General features: G+C 72.2%; 13 protein-coding genes. 10 read left to right on the top strand and 3 right to left on the bottom strand.

The features are described 5' to 3' along the window. Window positions 1-53 precede the first annotated feature (53 nt). Genes K4S16_RS02975 through K4S16_RS02960 form a run of 4 tightly spaced genes read left to right on the top strand, consistent with a single transcriptional unit; the run spans window position 54 to window position 3,772 of the window. Complete coding sequence (locus K4S16_RS02975; protein ID WP_149257231.1) at window positions 54-1,019, top strand: branched-chain amino acid ABC transporter permease; 966 nt, start codon at window positions 54-56, stop codon at window positions 1,017-1,019. Then, the gene (locus tag K4S16_RS02970; RefSeq protein WP_200841658.1) at window positions 1,016-2,191 is read left to right on the top strand and encodes a branched-chain amino acid ABC transporter permease; all 1,176 of its coding nucleotides are present in this window, start codon (window positions 1,016-1,018) and stop codon (window positions 2,189-2,191) included. The genes K4S16_RS02975 and K4S16_RS02970 overlap by 4 nt, the downstream gene beginning before the upstream one ends. Window positions 2,192-2,238: 47 nt before the next feature. Next, complete coding sequence (locus K4S16_RS02965; RefSeq protein WP_149257983.1) at window positions 2,239-2,979, top strand: ABC transporter ATP-binding protein; 741 nt, start codon at window positions 2,239-2,241, stop codon at window positions 2,977-2,979. Continuing rightward, window positions 2,969-3,772, top strand: coding sequence for an ABC transporter ATP-binding protein (locus K4S16_RS02960; protein WP_149257230.1), 804 nt, complete (start codon window positions 2,969-2,971; stop codon window positions 3,770-3,772). Before K4S16_RS02965 ends, K4S16_RS02960 begins: the two co-directional genes overlap by 11 nt. Window positions 3,773-3,837: 65 nt before the next feature. On the opposite strand, the gene K4S16_RS02955 is transcribed toward K4S16_RS02960, so the two are convergent. Both K4S16_RS02955 and K4S16_RS02950 read right to left on the bottom strand, forming a co-directional pair. Continuing rightward, window positions 3,838-4,422: a DUF4352 domain-containing protein gene (locus K4S16_RS02955; RefSeq protein WP_160160841.1), complete on the bottom strand. Its 585-nt coding sequence runs from the start codon at window positions 4,420-4,422 to the stop codon at window positions 3,838-3,840. Window positions 4,423-4,705: 283 nt separating this feature from the next. Then, entirely contained in the window at window positions 4,706-5,062 is a 357-nt protein-coding gene (locus tag K4S16_RS02950; RefSeq protein ID WP_149257982.1) for a PaaI family thioesterase, read from the bottom strand. A 138-nt stretch (window positions 5,063-5,200) separates the two neighbouring features. On the opposite strand from K4S16_RS02950, the gene polA reads away from it, so the two are divergent. The 6 genes from polA (at window position 5,201) to coaE (ending at window position 15,240) form a co-directional block, all read left to right on the top strand. Beyond that, on the top strand, window positions 5,201-7,891 hold the full coding sequence (polA, locus tag K4S16_RS02945) for a DNA polymerase I (RefSeq protein ID WP_149257228.1): 2,691 nt from the start codon (window positions 5,201-5,203) through the stop codon (window positions 7,889-7,891). A 1,167-nt stretch (window positions 7,892-9,058) separates the two neighbouring features. Further along, window positions 9,059-10,147, top strand: a complete 1,089-nt coding sequence (locus tag K4S16_RS02940) for a polysaccharide deacetylase family protein (protein WP_235036527.1) — start codon at window positions 9,059-9,061, stop codon at window positions 10,145-10,147. 238 nt (window positions 10,148-10,385) lie between these two features. Then, the gene (gene rpsA / locus K4S16_RS02935) at window positions 10,386-11,867 is read left to right on the top strand and encodes a 30S ribosomal protein S1 (protein WP_149257226.1); all 1,482 of its coding nucleotides are present in this window, start codon (window positions 10,386-10,388) and stop codon (window positions 11,865-11,867) included. 214 nt (window positions 11,868-12,081) lie between these two features. After that, window positions 12,082-14,034, top strand: a complete 1,953-nt coding sequence (locus tag K4S16_RS02930; RefSeq protein WP_149257225.1) for an endonuclease/exonuclease/phosphatase family protein — start codon at window positions 12,082-12,084, stop codon at window positions 14,032-14,034. 149 nt (window positions 14,035-14,183) lie between these two features. After that, window positions 14,184-14,618 carry a GNAT family N-acetyltransferase gene (locus K4S16_RS02925; RefSeq protein WP_149257981.1) on the top strand — a complete coding sequence of 145 codons (435 nt, stop codon included), beginning with the start codon at window positions 14,184-14,186 and terminating at the stop codon, window positions 14,616-14,618. A gap of 25 nt (window positions 14,619-14,643) precedes the next feature. Next, window positions 14,644-15,240, top strand: coding sequence for a dephospho-CoA kinase (coaE, locus tag K4S16_RS02920; RefSeq protein WP_149257224.1), 597 nt, complete (start codon window positions 14,644-14,646; stop codon window positions 15,238-15,240). 10 nt (window positions 15,241-15,250) lie between these two features. On the opposite strand, the gene K4S16_RS02915 is transcribed toward coaE, so the two are convergent. Continuing rightward, on the bottom strand, window positions 15,251-21,115 hold the full coding sequence (locus K4S16_RS02915) for a TIR domain-containing protein (RefSeq protein ID WP_149257223.1): 5,865 nt from the start codon (window positions 21,113-21,115) through the stop codon (window positions 15,251-15,253). Window positions 21,116-21,128: the final 13 nt, after the last annotated feature.

Below are 21,128 nucleotides of genomic sequence, written 5' to 3'. Positions count from 1 at the left end.
CGGGAGCGGGAGCGCTACAGCGCTCCCGCTCCTTTTGACGAAGGCGACCGAAGGTGCTCGACGACTTCATCAATCAATTCTGGCCGTCGACCGTCGACGGCCTGGCGCTGGGCGCGATCTACGCGCTGCTGGCGCTGGGCTACACGATGGTCTACGGCGTGCTCCGGCTGATCAACTTCGCGCACGCCGACATCTTCATGGTCGGCACGTTCGCGGCGCTGTGGACGGTGCGGACCCTGGACGTGTCCGCCGTGGGCGGCGTCGCGCTGATCGGCGTGGTGGCGCTCATGGCCGTCGTCGGCGGCGCGGTGGCGGGCGGCGGCGCGATGCTGCTGGAGGTGGCGGCCTACCGGCCGCTGCGCAAACGGGGGGCGTCGAGACTCGCGGCGCTGATCTCGGCGATCGGCGCGTCGATCTTCATCCAGCAGCTGATGGGCACGGTGCTCATCAGCAAGGTGTTCGGGACGTCGAAGGAGGGCGGCAAGCTCGACGTCAACGAGCACTTCAAGAAGCTGTCCGACGTCGTGGACTTCGGTCCGATCCTGATCCGCAACGACCAGCTGATCGTCTTCATCGGCGCGGTGCTGATGATGGTCGCGCTGGACCAGTTCGTGAACCGCACGAAGCTCGGCCGGGGCATCCGCTCGACGGCGCAGGACCCGGAGACGGCCGTGCTGATGGGCGTGAACATCGACCGGGTCGTGCAGGTGACGTTCCTGGTCGGCGGTGTGATGGCCGGTGTGGCCGCCGCGCTGTACTTCCTGCGCTTCGAGAGCACGAACTACTTCGTCGGCTTCCTGCTCGGCATCAAGGCGTTCACGGCGGCGGTGCTCGGCGGCATCGGCAACATCCGGGGGGCCCTGGTGGGCGGCTTCACCCTCGGGTTGCTGGAGATGTACGGTTCGAGCTTCTTCGGATCCCAGTGGCGCGACGTGGTCGCGTTCTCCGTGCTCATCCTTGTCCTGATGTTCCGTCCCACCGGCATTCTCGGTGAGTCCCTCCAGCAGGCGCGCGCATGAACCTCACGAAGAACGGAAACGGCAAGGGCGGCGCGGGCGGCCTCGCCTCGCGGCGCGACATGTTCTCCCTGGACCCGCTGCGCGACTGGTGGGCGGGCGCCCCCGGCGCGGTGCGCTGGGTGGTGTACCTCCTGCTGGTCGTCGGCGGGCTGCTGCTGCCGAGCGAGGCGATCGGCTCGTTCATGGCGCCGAGCGGCAGCGACTGGGCGTCGATGCTGAGCAGCCAGATCGCGATCTACGTGCTGCTGGCGATCGGGCTGAACGTGGTGGTCGGCATGGCCGGCCTCCTGGACCTCGGGTACGTGGCGTTCTACGCGGTCGGCGGCTACACGATGGCCATCTTCGCGACGCGCTACGGGTGGAACTTCTGGGAGTCGCTGGGGCTGGCGATCGGGTTCTCGGCGCTGGCGGGGGTCATCCTCGGGGCGCCGACGCTGCGGCTGCGCGGCGACTACCTGGCGATCGTCACGCTCGGCTTCGGTGAGATCGTCAAGCGGACGGCGAACAACAGCTCGTTCGTGAACGGGCCGCGCGGCGTGCAGGAGATCCCGCACCCGCCGTCGCTGTCGGAGTTCGAGATCCTCGGTGTGCAGCCGCTGAAGTACGGGCTGCTGGACGCGCGGCCGTACTACTACCTGCTGCTGCTGTTCATCGTCCTCGCGATCATCTTCGTGAAGCGGCTGGAGCGGTCGCGGGTGGGACGCGCGTGGGCGTCGATCCGGGAGGACGAGGACGCGGCGGAGCTGATGGGCGTGCCGACGTTCAAGTTCAAGCTGGCGGCGTTCGCGATCGGTGCGGCGATCGGCGGCAGCGGCGGCGTGGTGTTCGCCGCGCAGATCACCTCGATCAACCCGCAGAACTTCGAGTTCCTGGTGTCGGCGCTGATCCTGGCCGGCGTGGTGCTGGGCGGTTCCGGCAACCTTCCGGGCGTCATGCTGGGCGCGGCGGTGCTGGCGTGGCTGCCCGAGCGGTTCCGGTTCCTGCACGACTACCGGATGCTGATCTTCGGTGCGGCGCTCGTGGCGATGATGATCTTCCGTCCGGAGGGGCTGTGGCCGTCCCGGCAGCGGAAGGCGGAGCTGGCCGAGGGCACCGGCGGCATGGGCAGCATGGGCGCCGAGGTGGCCGGTCCGGGCCAGTCCGACGCGGCCGCCGTGGAGGAGGGCAAGTGAGCGAGGCGGAGGGCGGTGCGCCCGTCCTGGAGCTGCGGGACGTCGTCATGCGGTTCGGCGGCGTGGTCGCGCTCAACAAGGTGGACATCACGATCCGCGAGGGCGAGATCTTCGCGCTGATCGGCCCGAACGGGGCGGGGAAGACGACGGTGTTCAACGTGACCACCGGCGTCTACCGGCCGACCGAGGGGCAGGTGGTGTTCCGCGGGAAGCGCATCGACGGCAAGAAGCGGTACACGGTCACGAAGCTGGGCGTGGCGCGCACGTTCCAGAACGTGCGGCTGTTCCACAACATGACGGCGGTCGAGAACGTGATGGTGGGCGCGGACGCGCACCACCGGACGGGGTTCGTCGGGGCGGCGCTCGGGCTGCCGTGGCACCGCAGCGAGGAGCGCCGCGGGCGCGAGCGGGCGCAGGAGCTGCTTGAGCTCGTGGGCATCCCGCACCGCGGCGAGGAGGCGGCGAAGAACCTGCCGTACGGCGACCAGCGGCGGCTGGAGATCGCGCGGGCGCTGGCGACCGAGCCGAAGCTGCTGCTGCTGGACGAGCCCGCGGCGGGCATGAACCCGGCCGAGAAGGTGGCGCTGCAGCAGCTGATCCGCGACATCCGCGACACCGGTGTGACGGTGCTGCTGATCGAGCACGACATGAGCCTGGTCATGGGCATCAGCGACCGGGTCGCGGTGCTCGACTTCGGTCAGAAGATCGCGGACGGCCTGCCGGCCGAGGTGCAGAACGACCCGCGGGTCATCGAGGCGTATCTGGGGGCTCCGGCCGATGCTTCTTGAGATCAGTGACATCCACGTCCACTACGGGAAGATCGCGGCGCTGAAGGGCATCAGCGCGGAGGTCGGCCAGGGGGAGATCGTCACGCTGATCGGCGCGAACGGCGCCGGGAAGACGACCACCCTGAAGACCGTCTCGGGGCTGCGTCCGCTGTCCTCGGGAGCGATCCGGTTCGACGGCCGGGACATCAGCAAGATGCCCGGGCACAAGCGGGTGCTGGTCGGCATCGGGCAGGCGCCGGAGGGCCGGGGGATCTTCCCCGGCATGACGGTGGAGGAGAACCTCCTGATGGGCGCCTACGCCCGCAAGGACGACTCCGCCAAGGAGCTGGCCGAGGCGTACGAGCTGTTCCCGCGGCTGGCCGAGCGGCGCAAGCAGATGGGCGGCACGATGTCCGGCGGCGAGCAGCAGATGCTCGCGATCGGGCGGGCGCTGATGGCCAAGCCGAAGGTGCTGCTGCTGGACGAGCCGTCGATGGGGCTCGCGCCCATGCTCGTGCAGCAGATCTTCTCGATCATCCAGGAGATCAACCGGCGCGGCACGACGGTCCTGCTGGTGGAGCAGAACGCGCAGCAGGCGCTGCAGATCGCGCACCGGGCGTACGTGCTGGAGACGGGCCGGGTGGTGAAGTCGGCTCCGGCGGCGGATCTGCTGGACGACCCGGAGGTCCGGGCGGCCTACCTGGGCGGCGAGCTCGGCGACGGCGCCGGTGCCGCGGGCGGTCCGGCGGCCGGCTCGGCGGCCGGTTCGGAGGCCGGTTCGGAGGCCGGTTCGGAGGAGGACAAGCCAGAGTAGCGGCTCGTCCGGGCGTCTCAGGCCCGCTCGGTCCGGTTCGTCCGGGCCGGGCGGGCCTCGCGCGTTCAGGGCAGCCGGATCTCGGCGGGGGCGGGGTCGCTCGTCGCGCCGACCGGCGGTGAGCCGTACAGCCGGACGGCCTTGGTCTTCGCGCCGCGGGGGACGTCGAACCACAGGTCGAACTCGACGCGCATGGAGGCGCCGACCGAGATCCGCTCCGGCTGCCGCTTGATCATGGTGGCGTTGACGTCGGGGGAGTAGGTCCTGCCGTCGGTGGTGACGAGCCGCTGCTTCCAGGTGTCGAAGACCTGGATGTCGCGCCCGGTGTTGACGGCGAGGAGGCGGACGCGGGTGAACGCGCCCTTGGCGTTCATGGCGGCGTGGGTGCCCATGACGTCGGTCATGGACTCGCGGAACCCGACGACGGTGAACCGCATGTCGGCGCTCTTGCCGGTCCTGCCCTCGGGGACGGCCTCTCCCTCGCGCGCCTTCTCGGCCGGGATCTTGTAGTCGGGGAGGGAGGTGGCGTGCCCGGATCCGGAGCACCCGGCGAGCGCGAGCGCGGCGAGCGCGAGCGCGGCGCCAGCGAGGGCGGTGCCCGCGCGGGGGCGGCGGCGCGGGCCGCGGGTGCGCGAGTGAGGGTGGCGCATGCCTCGGAAGGTACGTCCGGCGGGCGGGCCGGGTGAACGGGCGGGATCGTTTCGCAACGCAACCGCAACCGGTGACGGACCTACACCGGTGTCGGGGCGGGCGGCGCCGTCGGCCCCGGACATGCGTTGACCCGGGGTCACCTTTGGGGCCGTACGAACCTTCCCCGGGCGCGTACGTTGTCTACTCGGTGACCCCGGGCCGGTCTGATCCACGCTACAGACCCGGGGCCGCGCATCGCAAAGAAAGTGCGGATCAAGGCGCGTCAGTGGGGCGGGCGGCGCCTCAGCCGCCGGACGGGGCGTCGCGCAGCATGCAGGTGAGGCGCGCGGTGCAGACCCTCCGGTCCTGGTCGTCGGTGATGACGATGTCGTAGGTGGCGAGGGTGCGGCCCCCGTGCACCTGGGTCGCCACGGCCGTGACGTACCCCTCGGTCGCGGACCGGTGGTGGGTGGCGTTGATCTCGATCCCGACGGCGATGCGGCCCGGGCCCGCGTGCAGGGCGGCGCCGGCGGAGCCGATCGACTCGGCCAGGACGCAGGAGGCGCCGCCGTGCAGGAGGCCGTAGGGCTGGGTGTTGCCCTTCACCGGCATGCGGCCCACGACGCGCTCGGGCGACGCCTCCAGGTACTCGAGGCCCATGGTCTTCGCCAGGTCGCCCTGCGGGTCGAACTCGCCCCCCGCGAGGATCTTCGCGATCGGGTCGTGCGGGCTCGCGCCGTCGGTGTCAGTCACTTACGCCTCCACAAAACTGTCGTACGCGCAGACTAGAGTCCTGGTGTGGCGACCTCACCAACGACCCCTGACAAGCGCGACCGGCTCCTTCTGCTCGACGGCCACTCCTTGGCCTACCGGGCGTTCTTCGCCCTGCCCGTGGAGAACTTCTCCACGACCGACGGGCAGCCGACCAACGCCGTGTACGGCTTCACCTCGATGCTCATCAACGTCCTGCGCGACGAGCAGCCCTCCCACATCGCGGTGGCGTTCGACCGCTCCGAGCCGACGTTCCGGCACGAGCAGTACGTGGAGTACAAGGCGGGCCGGCAGAAGACGCCCGACGAGTTCCGCAGCCAGGTCAGCCTGATCTTCGAGGTGCTGGACGCGCTGCGCATCCCGCGGATGTCGGTCGCGGGGTTCGAGGCCGACGACATCATCGCCACGCTGTCCGTCCAGGCCGCCCGCGCCGGGATGCAGACCCTCGTCGTCACCGGCGACCGCGACGCGTTCCAGCTGGTCAACGACTCGGTGACGATCCTGTACCCGGTGCGCGGCGTCTCGGAGCTGGCCCGGATGGACCCGGCCGCCGTCGAGGCCAAGTACGGCGTCCCGCCCGAGCGGTACCGCGAGCTCGCCGCCCTCGTGGGGGAGAGCAGCGACAACCTGCCCGGCGTGCCCGGCGTCGGCCCGAAGACCGCCGCCAAGTGGCTCACCAAGTACGGCGACCTCGACACCCTCGTCAACCGCGTCGACGAGATCAAGGGGAAGGCCGGCGACAGCCTGCGCGAGCACCTGTCCGGCGTGCTGCGCAACCAGCAGATCAACAAGCTCGACTGCGAGGTCGGCCTGGAGCTCACGCCGCCGCAGTTGACGATGGGCCAGTGGGACCGCGAGGAGATCCACACCCTGTTCGACTCGCTGCAGTTCCGCGTCCTGCGCGAGCGGCTGTACGCCACGATCTCGGCGGCCGAGCCCGAGGCCGAGGAGGGCTTCGACGTCGAGGTCGAGGCGCTCGAACCCGGCGCGCTCGGCGCCTGGCTCGACGCCAACACCGCCGACCGGACCGGCGTCGCCGTCACCGGCACCTGGGGCCGCGGCACCGGCGAGATCACCGCGCTGGCGCTGGCGTCCAAGAAGGGCCCGGCCGTCCACATCGACCCGGCCGAGCTGATCGAGGACGACGAGCGCGCCCTCGCCGCCTACCTCGCCGACCCCGCCCGCCCGAAGGCGATCCACGAGGCCAAGGGGCCGATGCTGGCGCTCGCCGCGCGCGGCATGCGGCTGGAGGGCGTCACCAGCGACACCGCGCTCGCCGCCTACCTCGCGCTCCCCGGCCAGCGGACGTTCGACCTCGCGGACCTCGTCCTGCGCTACCTGCACCGCGAGCTGCGCAGCGAGACCGAGGACTCCGGCCAGCTCACCCTGGACGGCTCCGGGGAGGAGGAGGCCGCCGAAGCCCTCGCGGTCCGCGCGCGCGCCGTTACCGAGCTCGCCGACGTCCTCGACAAGGACCTCGACAAGCGCGGCGCCACCCGCCTCCTGCGCGACGTCGAGCTGCCCCTGGTCGGCGTCCTGGCCGGCATGGAACGCGCGGGCATCGCCGTCGACGCCGACCACCTGGCCGGCCTGTCCGCGTCCCTGGGCGGCCAGGTCAAGGAGCAGGAGCAGCTCGCCCACGCCGCCGTCGGCCGCGAGTTCAACCTCGGCTCGCCCAAGCAGGTCCAGCAGGTCCTGTTCGACGAACTGAACCTCCCCAAGACCAAGCGCACCAAGACCGGCTACACCACCGACTCCGAGGCCCTCACGACCCTCCTGGAGAAGGACGGGCACCCCGTCCTGGAGCACATCCTCCGGTGGCGGGAGGTCGCCAAGCTCAAGAGCATCGTCGACTCCCTCATCCCGATGGCCGACGACGCCGGGCGCATCCACACCACCTTCAACCAGATGATCGCCGCCACCGGCCGGCTCTCCTCCACCGACCCCAACCTGCAGAACATCCCGATCCGCACCGCCGAAGGCCGCCAGATCCGCGAGGCGTTCGTCGTCGGCGACGGCTACGAGTCCCTCCTCACCGCCGACTACTCCCAGATCGAGCTGCGCATCATGGCGCACCTCTCCGAGGACGACGCCCTGCTGGAGGCGTTCGGCTCCGGCGCCGACTTCCACACCATCACCGCGTCCCGCGTCTTCGGGCTGCCGCCCGAGCAGATCGACTCCGAGCTGCGCGCCCGCATCAAGGCCATGAACTACGGCCTCGCCTACGGCCTGTCGGCCTACGGGCTCTCCCAGCAGCTCCGGATCTCCCCCGACGAGGCGCGCGGCCTCATGGAGGAGTACTTCGAGCAGTTCGGCGGCGTCCGCGACTACCTGCACGACATCGTCGCCAAGGCCCGCCAGGAGGGCTACACCGAGACCATCCTCGGCCGCCGCCGCTACCTGCCCGACCTCAACTCCGACAACCGCCAGCGCCGCGAGATGGCCGAGCGGATGGCCCTCAACGCCCCCATCCAGGGCTCCGCCGCCGACATCATCAAGGTCGCCAGCCTCAACGTCGACCGCGCCCTCCGCGACGCCGGCCTGACCTCCCGCATGCTCCTCCAGGTCCACGACGAACTCGTCTTCGAAGTCGCCCCGGGCGAACTCGACGAACTGAAGACCCTCGTCAGCACCCAGATGGCCGGAGCCTACGAACTGCGCGCCCCCCTCAGCGTCTCCATGGGCACCGGCCGCACCTGGCAGGATGCGGCGCATTAATTGCTTTTTTCTCCTCCTTCGGGCCTTGGCGGCCCTCCATCGTCGATAAAAGCGGGCGATCGCTGGCATCGCTTCGTCTCGCCTTGACGGCTCGCTGCGCGATCAGATTCTTGCTTCGCTTGAATCTGCCTTCGGACGCGATCGCGGCCCCCCAGGTTGTCGCGGGGTGCTGTGGTGGCTGAGGTTGTTGCGGTGCTTATTGCAGTGGCCTCCTCCTTCGGGCCTTGGCGGCCCTCCATCGTCGGGCACTGCGGCGATCGCTGGCATCGCTTCGTCTCGCCTTGCGGCTCGCTGCGCGATCAGGTTCTCGCTTCGCTTGAACCTGCCTTCGGACGCGATCGCGAGTCCCAGGTTGTTGCGGGGTGCTGCGGTGGCTGAGGTCGTTGCCGGTCGGAGCGTAAGGCTTGCCCAGTGGCTCGCTGCGCGATCAGGTTCTCGCTTCGCTTGAACCTGCCTTCGGGTGCGATCGCCAGGCTTGGGTCGTCGCGTGGCTGCGGTGCGGGCTGCGGCCGTCTCGGTAGGGGATGCCGGGAGTGCGTACGGCTCGCCTGGCGGCTCGTTGGTTGGACGGGGCCGGCTGCGTTGACGGCAGCCGCAACCGTTGGGGGCATTCGGTGGGTGTGGCGGTTGCCGTGGTGGTGGCTGCTCCGCATGGCCCTTTTCGTCACGCTGCTACGTGTCGCCGCGACGTGTCAGTGCGCGTGGCCGCATCTGGGGGGCGACGCCGTCGGCTGGGTAGAGCCGGGCGTCGCACGGGCGCGGAGTGCCTTCGGGAGGCCTGGGGCGCCTTGAGAGCGTGATCGCCGTCGTGTGAGCGGTGGTGGGGTGCTTGGACTGCGGCCGGAGAGGGTGTCGAGTTGGGTGTTTTGAGTTAATTGCGGCTTTTGTGGGCTTGTGTCCTTTGTGGTGTTGTGGTGGGGACTGCTTGTCGGCTTGGGTTTTGGGGGTGTTGTTTTTCGGGGGTGGGTGGGTTTTACCGGGGGTTTTCGGACTTGGTTTGTTGTGGGGCGGGGCGGGGGTGGTGGGTGAGGGTCATATGGGTACGTCGGTTGGTGTCCGTAGATGTCCGGGGGGTCGTACGCTGTCCTCCTGGTCCTGATCGGGTCGACCGGCGGGGGTAATGTGCCTCTCCTTCACAAGATCGCTGGAGTTGTGATCGTCTGCGCCGTGGTCCTGGGGCTGACGCTTCCCGGGAGCGGGAAGGAGCGTCGTAAGGAGAACGTGGCCCGGCGGGTCGGGGCCGCGTCGGGGGCGACGCCCACCGCGCGGGCGGCCAAGGCGGGGACCACGCCGGTGCCAGGGGCTTCTGGGGCCTCGGGCAGCGCCACGCCCACCGCGGTGGTGTCCACGCCCATCGCGGCGGCGGCGCCCGGAGCGGCCGCCGTCAAGGCGAACGAGCTGGGGCAGATCCCGGTGCTGATGTACCACCGGATCATGAAGAAGCCCGAGCTGTCGCTGGACCGGTCGAGCAAGGAGCTCTACGACGAGCTGACCGGGCTGGCCAAGGACGGCTACTACCCGATCACTGCCGCCGAGTTCGTGAGCGGGCGGATCGACGTGCCGGCCGGGAAGCACCCCGTGGTGCTGACGTTCGACGACAGCACGCCCGGGCACTTCGGCCTTGACCCGCAGGGCAACCCCAAGCCCGACACGGCGGTCGCGGTCATCCAGCAGGTCGCCCGGGAGAACCCCGGGTTCCGGCCGGTCGCGACGTTCTACCTGAACAAGGAGCTGTTCGGGATGGACGACACGCAGGCCGCGGCCGGGCTGCGGTGGCTCCAGCAGCACGGGTTCGAACTCGGCAACCACACGGTGTCCCACCCGAGCCTCTCCGGCATGTCCGAAAAGGGCGTGCACAAGGAGATCGGCGACATGGAGGACCGGATCGTCCGGCTCACCGGGGCGCACACGACGACGTTCGCGTACCCGTTCGGGGCCGTGCCGAAGAAGAAGGCCTGGGCCGAGAAGCTGGACGGCCGGTACGCCTTCCAGGGGATCTTCCTCGCCGGGTGGCGGCCCTCGGTGTCCCCGTTCGACGCCGACTTCGACCGGTGGAACATCGACCGGGTGCGCTCCGAGGGCAAGATCAAGGAGAACGACTGCACCAAGTACTGCTCCACGGCCTGGCTCGAGTACCTGGACAAGAACCCCGATGAGCGGTACACATCTGACGGGGACCCGAACACGGTGACGTTTCCCAAGGCGGCCGAGGACCGGATCGCCAAGTGGTACAGGGCCTACGCGCGGACGTACTGACCCGTGCCCGCCGGTGGCGGATTGACCACGGGAGTTCGGTCCCATATCCTGATCGCTGCGCTGTGGGCCTGCGCGCGCTTCGGACGGAGCAGGCTCGCGCTCGGTCAGGTCGGCGACATCGGTTCGGTTCACTGACGCGGCGTTGGTCGCGTCCCATTCCGGTCCTCGGCAGGGCGGATAACGGCCCTCCGCGCACAACCCATACGACTTCCATGTCCGTACCGGAGCCAGCCGACACATGACGAGCAGCACCGAGGCCACCTCGACCACCCCGCAGGTAGCGGTCAACGACATCGGGTCCGAGGAAGCCTTCCTCGCAGCGATCGACGAGACCATCAAGTACTTCAACGACGGCGACATTGTCGAAGGCACTGTCGTCAAGGTCGATCGTGACGAGGTCCTCCTCGACATCGGCTACAAGACCGAGGGCGTCATCCCCTCGCGCGAGCTGTCCATCAAGCACGACGTCGACCCGAACGAGGTCGTCTCCACCGGAGACCACGTCGAGGCCCTCGTCCTCCAGAAGGAGGACAAGGAGGGGCGTCTGATCCTGTCCAAGAAGCGCGCCCAGTACGAGCGCGCCTGGGGCACGATCGAGAAGATCAAGGACGAGGACGGCATCGTCACCGGCACGGTCATCGAGGTCGTCAAGGGCGGCCTCATCCTCGACATCGGGCTGCGCGGCTTCCTGCCCGCCTCGCTCGTCGAGATGCGCCGGGTCCGCGACCTGCAGCCCTACGTGGGCCGCGAGCTCGAGGCCAAGATCATCGAGCTGGACAAGAACCGCAACAACGTGGTGCTGTCCCGCCGTGCCTGGCTTGAGCAGACGCAGAGCGAGGTCCGCCAGACCTTCCTCAACACCCTGCAGAAGGGCCAGGTCCGCAAGGGCGTCGTCTCCTCGATCGTCAACTTCGGCGCGTTCGTCGACCTCGGCGGCGTCGACGGTCTGGTGCACGTCTCCGAGCTGTCCTGGAAGCACATCGACCACCCCTCCGAGGTCGTCGAGGTCGGCCAGGAGGTCACGGTCGAGGTCCTGGACGTCGACATGGAGCGCGAGCGCGTCTCCCTGTCGCTCAAGGCGACCCAGGAAGACCCGTGGCAGCAGTTCGCCCGCACCCACCAGATCGGGCAGGTCGTCCCGGGCCGGGTCACCAAGCTGGTGCCGTTCGGCGCGTTCGTCCGCGTCGAGGAGGGCATCGAGGGCCTGGTGCACATCTCCGAGCTGGCCGAGCGGCACGTGGAGATCCCCGAGCAGGTCGTCCAGGTCGGCGACGAGATCTTCGTGAAGATCATCGACATCGACCTCGACCGGCGCCGCATCAGCCTGTCGCTCAAGCAGGCCAACGAGGGCGCCGCGGGGATCGAGGAAGAGGACTTCGACCCGACCCTGTACGGCATGCCGGCCGAGTACGACGAGCAGGGGAACTACAAGTACCCCGAGGGCTTCGACGCCGACACCGGCGAGTGGCTCGAGGGCTTCGACGAGCAGCGCGAGACCTGGGAGCGGCAGTACGCCGAGGCCCGCGCCCGCTTCGACGCCCACCGCAAGCAGATCGAAGAGGCCCGCAAGGCCGAGGCGGAGGCCGGCGCCGAGCCCGCGGGTGGCGGCGGCGGCGAGACCTCCTACTCCGGCGGCGGCGAGAGCGAGTCCGGCGGTGGCGCCCTCGCCACCGACGAGGCGCTCGCCGCGCTGCGGGAGAAGCTCTCCGGCGGCCAGTGAGGCCCTGACGCGCCGTCCGCGCGCGGCCGCCCAGGCGGCCCCGCGCGGCGGCCGGTGACATACTGAGCACGGCCGGAGAACGATCTTTCGGGATCGGCCTCCGGCCGTGCTTCGGTTACGCCACCATGGCTCCGAGGCCGCGCGCCGGTCCGCGGCGCCCCCCAGCATCCGCATGTCCCGAAGGTCCGCTCGTCCCCCGGGAGCACTCGTTCAATTGGCCAGCACAGACGTAGGCACCAGGACCGGCGGCCCCGCGGCGGCCGGCCCCCCGATCGTCCCGCAGGGCCCCGCGCGACTCGCGCTGATCGCCGTCACCGTCGCGGTGCTGGCGCAGACGCTGAGGTTCTCGCTGCCGCAGCTCGACCACTTCGCCGACCAGGCCGGGACCGCGGCCGCCGCCGGCGCGGTGCTCGTGGTCTACCTCGCCGGGTTCGCCGCCCCGCTGATCCGCCGCCTCGCCGGCCCGCGCGGGCTGCTGCTCGCCGGCGTGGGCGGGCTGTTCGCCGTCCGGCTGCTCGCGCAGGCCGTCGACCCGCGCACCTGGCTCGCGTTCGCCGGCACCGCCGTCGGCATGCTCGCCGTCGCGGCGCTGTACGAGGGTGCCCGCGGCCTGTCCGGGGTGGGGTTCGCGACGGCCACCGTCGCGGGCCTGTCCATCGACACCGCCGTGCGGATGTGCTTCGCCACCTGGGACGCGGTGTGGCGCGACGGCCTCGGCCCCTGGCTGGCCTGCCTGGCGTTCGTCGGCGTCGGCGCCGCCGCGCTCTACCGCGAGCTGGCGTCCGGGCCCGTCACCGCGCCCGGCGTCTCGTGGCGGGACGCGCTCGGCGCCGCGGCGTTCGGGCCGTTCCTCGCGCTGCAGGTCCTCGTGCTCGCCAGCCCCGCGTTCGTGGCCTCGTCGGGGTGGCAGTCGCTGACCGGCGCGCACGTCGCGATCGTCATCGGGCAGGGCCTCGCGCTGGCGTTCCTCGCCTCCGGGCTCGCCGTGCGGGCGGTGCCGGGCGGCGTGTGCGTGCTCGGCGGGACCGTCCTCGGCGTCGGCGCGGGCGCCGTCGCGGGCACGTACGCGATCTCCGGTATCGAGGTCGTCCCCATCGTGATCGTCGGGCAGGTGCTGTCGGCGTGGCTGCTGGCCGTCGCGTGCCGGGCGCCGCTGCGCCGCGCGGGCACCGGCGGGCCGGTCTGGCGGGTGGACGCCGGCGCCGCGCTCGGCGGCCTGCTCATCGCCGCGATCCTCATCCCGTACCAGGTCAGCGCGGTGTCGCCGCTGCCGGTCCCGAACAACGTGCTGCCCGGCATCGCCGGCATCGCGCTCGGCGCGCTCGCGGCGATCGCCGCGGCCCGCGGCGGCCCGCTGCCCGCCCGCGCCCCGCTGCGCGCCCTCACCGCCGGCGGCGCCGCGCTGGTGCTGCTGGCCGGCACCCTCGTGTTCACCGTCGCCGCGCCGGACGGCGAGGCCCCGGCGGCGCCCGCCGGCGGCCAGGTGCGGGTGCTCAGCTACAACATCCACGACGCCGTCAACCAGGACGGGCGCCTCGACCCCGAGGGCGTCGCACGCGTCATCGAGGGCCAGCACGCCCAGGTCGTCCTGCTCCAGGAGGCCGGACGCGGGTCGCTGCTGTCGGGCACCACCGACGTCGCCGTGTGGCTGTCGCGGCGCCTCGGCATGAAGCTGGTCTGGGGGCCCGCCGCCGACGGCCAGTTCGGCAACGCGATCCTGACCTCGCTGCCGGTGCGCAGTTCCGGGACGGGCCGGATGCCGAGGGGCGACTGGTCGCAGATCCGCGGCTACGTGTGGGCGCGGCTCGCCGTCGGCGGCACCACGATGGACGTGTGGTCGACGCACCTGGAGGGCGGCGACGACCAGCGCGGCGAGCGGTCCCGGGAGATCGCGGCGCTGCTGCGGGCCTGGGGCGGCGCGCCCCGCACGCTGATCGGCGGCGACTTCAACGCCGGGGCGGGCAGCGCGGAGCTGACCGCGATGACCGACGGCACCGACCTGCGCAACACCGCGATCGGCGGCGAGCAGTACCCGACGCGGCCGGACGGCACGAGCACCGACTGGGTCTTCGGGTCCGACGGGGTGCTCGTCACCGACTACTCCGTGCCCGAGTCCGAGGCCTCCGACCACTACCCCGTCGCGGTCACCGTCCGGATCGGGCGGTGACCGGACGCCGGCGCCGCTCGCGGCTAGGTTCCTGACATGAGCGAAGCGAACCGGGGGGTGCGGGGGGTCGTCCCCCCGCAGGGAGACTGCCTGTGAGCGTCGAGACGGTCGTGATCGAGCGGGCGGGCCCGGAGGACGCGGGTGAGGTGATGACCGTGCAGCGGGCCGCCTACGTCACCGAGGCGCAGCTGTACGGCGATCCGTTCATCCCGCCGCTGGTGGAGTCGGCCGAGCAGCTGCGCAAGGTGCTCGCCGGTGACGCGGTGGTGCTGAAGGCGGTGCTGGGCGGCCGGCTCGTCGGCGCCGTGCGCGCCCAGTTCAACGACCGTACGTGCCTGGTGGGGCGGCTCGTCGTCGTCCCCGACCTCCAGGGGCGCGGCATCGGGCGGCGCCTGCTGACGGCGCTGGAGGGCGAGGTTGCCGGGCGCGCCGATGCGTGCGTGCTGTTCACCGGCCACCTGAGCGAGTCGAACCTGCGCCTGTACCGGAGCCTCGGCTACGCGGAGGTGCGCCGGGAGCGCGTCGCCGCCCACCTCACGCACGTGCACATGCGCAAACCCCTCGTCCCCGCCGGAACCGGCTAGCGGCCGCGCCGCTAGGGTGAGTCCCGTGCTGAAAGTGGGACTCACCGGCGGTATCGGATCCGGCAAGAGCGAGGTGTCGAAGCGGCTGCGCGAGCACGGCGCGGTCGTCATCGACGCCGACATGATCGCCCGCGAGGTGGTCGAGCCGGGCACCCCGGGCCTCGCCGCCGTCGTGGCGGAGTTCGGCGAGGACGTCCTGCTGCCGTCCGGCGCCCTCGACCGGGAGAAGGTCGGCCGCGTCGTGTTCGCCGACCCCGACCGGCTCGCCGCCCTCAACGCGATCGTCCACCCGCTGGTGGGGGAGCGGATGCAGGAGCTGATGGACGCCGCCCCCGCGGACGCGGTCGTCGTCTACGACGTCCCGCTCCTGGCGGAGAACGGTCTCGCCGGCATGTACGACGAGGTCGTCGTCGTGGACGCGCCCGAGGAGGTCCAGTTGGACCGCCTCGTCGCCCGCCGCGGCATGACCGAGGAGGACGCCCGCGCCCTCATGGCCAACCAGGCGTCCCGCGAGGAGCGCCGCGCCGTCGCCACCCGCGTCATCGACAACTCCGGCTCCCTCGCCGACCTGAAGACCCAGGTCGACGCCCTCTGGGAGGCCCTCACCCGCAGCGCCTCCTAGAACCGCCCCCCTAGAACGGGGCGTCGAGGGGGAGGCGGTGGACCTCGGCGAGGTAGGCGTCGAGTTCGCCCGGCTCGAAGCGGCACATGCCCACGGCGTACCAGAACTCGGCGGTGGCGTTGCCCTCCCACTTGTAGCGGCCGTCCGGCGCCAGGGCCGCCCAGCCCTCGGCCAGGCCGAGGAGGGTGGCGCGGCGCGCGGGGGCGTCGCGGTCGGCGACGTCCCACAGGATGATGGCGCCGTCGTCGCCCGCGGTGGCGAGGAGGGAGCCGTCCGGGCTGAACGCCGCGGACCAGACGCGGCGGGTGTGGCCGGTGAGGGTGTGCAGAAGCCGACCGTTGGACGGGTTCCACAGGCGCACCACCATGTCGTCGCCCGCGCTGGCGAGCATGGCCCCGGACGGGTGGAACGCGGCCGTCCACAGGCGTCCGGTGTGCCCGGTCAGGGTGTGCAGGAGTTCGCCCGCGGACGGGTCCCAGAGGCGGACGGTCCCGTCGTTGCCGGCGCTGGCGAGGGTCTCGCCGGACGGCGAGAACGACACCTGGTACACCCGGTCGGTGTGGCCGCGCAGTGCGGAGGCGAGTTCGCCCGTGCGGGGGTTCCAGAGGCGGACGAGGCCGTCGTCGCAGCCCGTCGCGACCAGCGCGCCGCCGGGCTGGAAGTCGATGGAGCGGACGCGGCCCCGGTGGTCGGCCAGGTTGACGATCTCGCGGCCGGTCGTCCAGTACCAGAGCCGGACGGAGTCGTCGTCGTTGGCGGTGGCGAGGACGTCCCCGGACGGGGCGAACGCCTGCGCCCAGACGTGGTCGGTCTCGACGTTCAGCTCGCGTTCGAACGTGCCCGTCCCGGCCTGCCACAGGTGGACGCCGCCGTCGTTGGTGGCGGTGGCGAGCTGGGAGTCGCGGGTGTTGAACGCGGCGGAGGTGAGGTTGTCGGCGACGCCGCGCAGTTCGCGGATCATGCGGCCCGAGCGCGGGTCCCACAGCCGGACGAGGCCGTCGTTGCCGCTGCTGGCGAGCATCCCGCCGTCCGGGCTGAACGCGACGCGGGTGACGCGGCGGCCGTGGCCGCGCAGCACCACCCGGCACTGGCCGGTCTCGGCGTCCCACAGCCGGGCCGTGCCGTCGTTGCTGCTGGTGGCGAGCTGCGAGCCGTCCGGGCGGAACGCGAACGGCCACACGGCGCCGCGGTGCCCGGCCAGTTCGAGGCGCTGCCGGCCGGTGCGCGGGTCCCACAGGCGGACGGACCCGGCGCTGTCGGCGGTGGCGAGCCGGCCGCCGTCCGGGCTGAACGTGGCCTGGTAGATGCCGCCGCCGTGGCCGGTGAGGACGCTGCGCTGCCGGCCGTCCTCCCAGATCCGGACGGACCCGTCGGTGTCGCCGGTGACGAGGAGGTCCCCTTCGGGGTGGAACGCGATGGCGTAGACGCGGCCGGTGTGGCCGAGGAGCTCCTGGCGGATCTCGCCGGTGCGGATGTCCCAGAGCCGGACGACGCCGGCCTCGTCCCCCGCGGCGAGCAGGGAGCCGTCCGGGTGGAAGACGGCGCGGAACACCGCGCCGTGGTGCCCGGCCAGCTCGCGGCGCAGCGCGCCGGTGGCGAGGTCCCAGACGCGCAGAGTGCCGCCCGCGTCGCCGGTGACCATGAGCGAGCCGGCGGGGTCGAACACGGCGGTGTAGACGGGGGCGGTGTGCCCGGCGAGCTCGTGCAGGAGCACGCCGGACACGGTGTCCCACACGCGGATGGTCCCGTCGGCGGCGCCGGCGGCGAGGAGGTCGCCGCCCGCCGGGGAGCGTCCACCGACCACCACGGGCCACACGCCCGCGGGGTGGACGGCGAAGGTGTGCGCGGTGTGCCCGGTGGCGAGGTCCCACAGCCGGACGGACCCGTCGGCGGACCCGCTCGCCAGAAGGCGGCCCTCGGAGTCGAACGCGACCGCGTAGGCGCGGTCGGTGTGGCCCTGGAGGTTGCGCAGGGGCGTGCCCGTGACGGCGTCGCAGACGAGGACGCCGCCGTCCTCGCTGCCGACGGCCAGGACGGAGCCTCCGGGGCTGTAGGCGAGCGGCTGCGGGAGGCGGCTCGTCTGGAAGTGGAAGCCGTAGGGGACGCCCACCGCGGCCGGGGCGACCTGGATGTCGATCGGGCGGCCGGGCGCGATGGCGGCCTCGCGCAGTTCGGGGGCGGTCGCGACGCGGTCGGGGAGCACGGCGTCCACGAGGGCGGCGCGGGTCCAGCGGCTGCCGTCCACGGCGACGTCCCGCAGGTCGGCGCGGGCGAGGCGGGCCCGGGACAGGTCGGCGCCGCGCAGGTCGGCGCCGGTCAGCATGGCCTCGTCCAGCCGCGCCCCGGCGAGGGAGGCGTCCCGCAGGACGGCGCGCGAGAGGTTCGCGCCCACCAACTGGGCGTCGGTGAGGTCGGCGCCGGTGAGGTCGACTTCCTGGAGGTCGCGGTAGGACAGGTCCTCGCCCTGCAGGCGGGCGCCGCGCAGGTCGGTGTGCGCGGGGGTGCGCAGCCGTGTCGTGATGCGGATCGCGTTGGCGCGGGCGATGTCGTCGCCCTCGGGGTCGGCGAGGACGCCCGCCGTCCACTCCTGGCAGGCGCGGGTGTCGGCGAGGTCGCACAGGAAGTCGACCGTGAGCTGGGTCAGGGCGCGGCGGCTCAGGGCGGCCGGGGCCTCGCCCTTGGCGAACTCGTCGGCGATGTGCCGGGCGACGAGCCACTCCATGACGGACTGGTGGATGAACCCGAACAGCCCTTCGGGCGTGCGCACGAGCAGGCTTCCGGCGCCGACGGCGTGGGTCACCTGGTGCGGCGACATCCGCCCCGCGGTGAGGCCGGTGAGGGCGTCGGCGACGTCGGCCAGCTCGGCGAGGCGCAGGAACTGCTCGTTGCCCTCCCACAGCCGCAGCGCGAGCGTGCCCACGGCCTGCCACATGTCCTCGGCCTTCATCCCGGACGGGCCGCCCGCGCCGCCGACCCGCTCCGCCTCGTACGCCAGCCAGGACGACAGGATCTCCTGGTAGAGGTCGGCGGGGCTGACGGCGCGGCGGGCCTGCGCGACCGCGCGCAGCCGCTCCTCGGGGAGGTCGGCGATGAACGACAGCATCCGCGGGTTGGACGTCAGCGCCAGCAGCTCCTCGATCCCCGCCAGCAGGCTCAGCCGCTCCTCGGCGGCGTCCTCGTCGCCGTACCGGTTCACCAGGTACGAGCGGACCTGCGTGGGCGCGAACTCCTCCAGGGAGAGGACGCGCCGGTGCGGCAGCACGCCGACCTTCTCGCCGAGGGCGGTCAGCACCTGGGCCTGGGACTTGAAGTGCTGCGTCCGGCTCGCCACCACGATCTTCGCCTTGTCCTGGGCGGCCTGCAGCAGCGTGTCGAGGTGGTCGGCGGCCCGGTCGTAGGTCATCCGCGTCACCAGCTCGTCGAACCCGTCGAAGAGCAGGACGATGCGGCCCTGGCGGAGCATGTAGTGGAACGCCTTGAGGTCGATCAGCTCCTCGCCGTGGTTGGCCAGGTGCGCGGCGACCAGGCCGTCCACCGAGTGCGCCTTGTCGAGCGCCCGCAGCTCGATGAGGATCGGGATGACGTGCGGGAGCTCCTGCGGGACGCGGCGGGCCAGCTCCCGCAGGGCGAAGGTCTTGCCGCGGCCGAAGTCGCCGAGGAGCAGCAGGAACCGCCCGTGGTCGGCGGCCAGGAGCCGCAGCATCTCGCCGACGACGTCGTCGTGGACGTCCGTGCCCGAGCGGCTCTCGCCGCCGGGGCCGCCCTCCGGAAGGAACCGGTCGAGCTCCCGGTAGCGCTGCGGGACGTACAGGGACGGCGGGTAGAGGCCGCCCGCGGACAGCCGCCGCGTCTGGGCCGCGACGTACTCCGACAGGTCGACCAGGCCCTGGAACTCGGTGAGGCTGCGCACACGGATGCCGCGGCGCAGCGCGTCGTCGCGCACGGACCGCGCCGGGGCCGGCCCCAGGTACACCAGCTCGGACCCGTGGTCGGTCCCGTCGGCGTGCACGTGCCGGACGAACGCGTCCACGTCCGCCTCGGTCACCTGCCCCACGTGGGCGCCGATCCGGTACTGGCGGACGAAGCCGTCCTCCAGGTGGGTGAGCAGCAGGTGCGGCGGGTCGGACCGGCCGTCCTCGCGCGCGGGCGGGACGACGCGCCGGATGGTGGCGCGCTCGAACCGCGTCTCGCACGCCTCCGTCAGCCGGTCGAGCAGGCGCGCCGTGGGGTCGGGGACGGGGTCGGCGCTGCCGTCGGCCCCGGGGCCGAGTTCCGGGGAGGGAGGGGCGGGAGGGGTCTGCGCGCGCGGCGGCGGGAACGTTCCGCTCACGGCCGTCCAGGACCGTTCGAGGCGTTCCGGGCCGCGCCTCCCGGCCTCCTCGGGGATCCAGCGCTCCAGCCCTTCCGGGTGCACGACGACGAGCTGGTGCCGGCCCGGGCCCAGCGCCGGGACGGACGGGACGCCGCCGCCCGCCAGCAGGGGGACGGTGCCGTACTCCGACTCCGTCCCCTGGAAGAACAGGTTGACGTGGGAGGCGAGGAGCGTCTCCACCGTCTCGGGGTCGCGGAGCACGCCCGGCTCTCCGGCGACGGGCGTGTGCTCGATCGCGCCGAGGCGCAGCCAGCCCTCGCCCTCGAAGTGCCGCAGCCGCTCGTTGAACCAGGCGGCCTGCGCCTGCCCGACGCGCCCGTACCGGTCCTCCTCGCGGTGCGTCTGCGGCAGGGTCGAGTTGAGCCCGGCCACCACGACCTTCAGATCGGGGACGGGGAACAGCGTCCACGGCTGGGCGCTGTCGAAGATGAGCGCGTCGATGCCCTGGTAGAACTCCTTGAACAGGCCCGCGTAGTGCCGCCACTTCGGCCAGTACGGCGGCTGGGGCTCGATGTCGTCGGCCTCGCAGCTGGAGAAGTACGCCTGGCACGCCGCCCGGGTGACGTCGTGCGTGCCCGGCACCACCACGACGCGCTGCGCCTCCAGGCCCAGCAGCGCGCGCAGGCTCGTGAGGAACGACAGCGCCTCGGCGAACTCCTTGCGGCTGCCGGAGTGGGTGATGTTGCCGGTGACCACGAGCAGGTCGGGCCGCGGCACGCCGGAGTCGGCGAGCCGGGTGACGTCGCTCCAGATCCGGTCCTGCAGCTCGGTGGCGGTCGTCGGCTCGCCGGGCTCGGCGAGCGTCCGGCCGAACCGGGGGCCGGAGACGTGCAGGACGGTCAGCCGCTCGCGCGGCTCCTGCGCGGTGTCGGCGGCCGGGAACGCCGGCGCGGCGACGGGCGCCCGCCGGGCGGGCCGCTCCCCGGCGGGCTCGGGCCGCCGATCCCCGCCCGCAGGCCCGTCAGCCTCCTCCAGACGGCCCACAAGGGGCTCCCGGCCACCGGGAAGCGGCCCGGGGCGGTTCGGGGCCCCTCCGGGGAATCCAGGGCCGTTCAAGGGGCGCGCGTGGCCGGCGAGGGCCTCCTGGATGCGCCGCATCAGCAGCCGCCGCGCCTCGTCCGGGTCGTCGACCCCCACCAGGTCCACGTAGGTGATCGTGGAGAGGAGCCCGTCGATCGGGCAGTCCTCGATGCGGACCGTGACCAGCTTGCGCGCCGGGTCGTCAGGGTCGGCCCGCAGCGCCGCCATCCACTCCAGCCGCCCGTACCGGGAGCGCAGGTAGTTGCGCGACAGCACCGCCACCACGACCTTCGCCTCCGACAGGCCCCGGTCCATGTAGTCGATGAAGTTGGTCCCGGGGACGAAGTCCCACGCCTGCATCATCGTGCGGTGCCCCGCGGCCTCCAGTTGCCAGGCGATCCAGGACGCCCACCGTTCGTCGGCCGGGGAGTAGCTGATGAAGAAGTCGGGCGGGCGCTCCTGGGGGTGGCCGGGGGTCGTCATGGCGCCAGTATCG

This window comes from Actinomadura sp. K4S16 (genome assembly GCF_008327685.1).
GTDB lineage: Bacteria > Actinomycetota > Actinomycetes > Streptosporangiales > Streptosporangiaceae > Spirillospora.
Note: the sequence above shows the minus strand (reverse complement) of the source record. Positions and strands in the feature narration are given on the sequence as shown.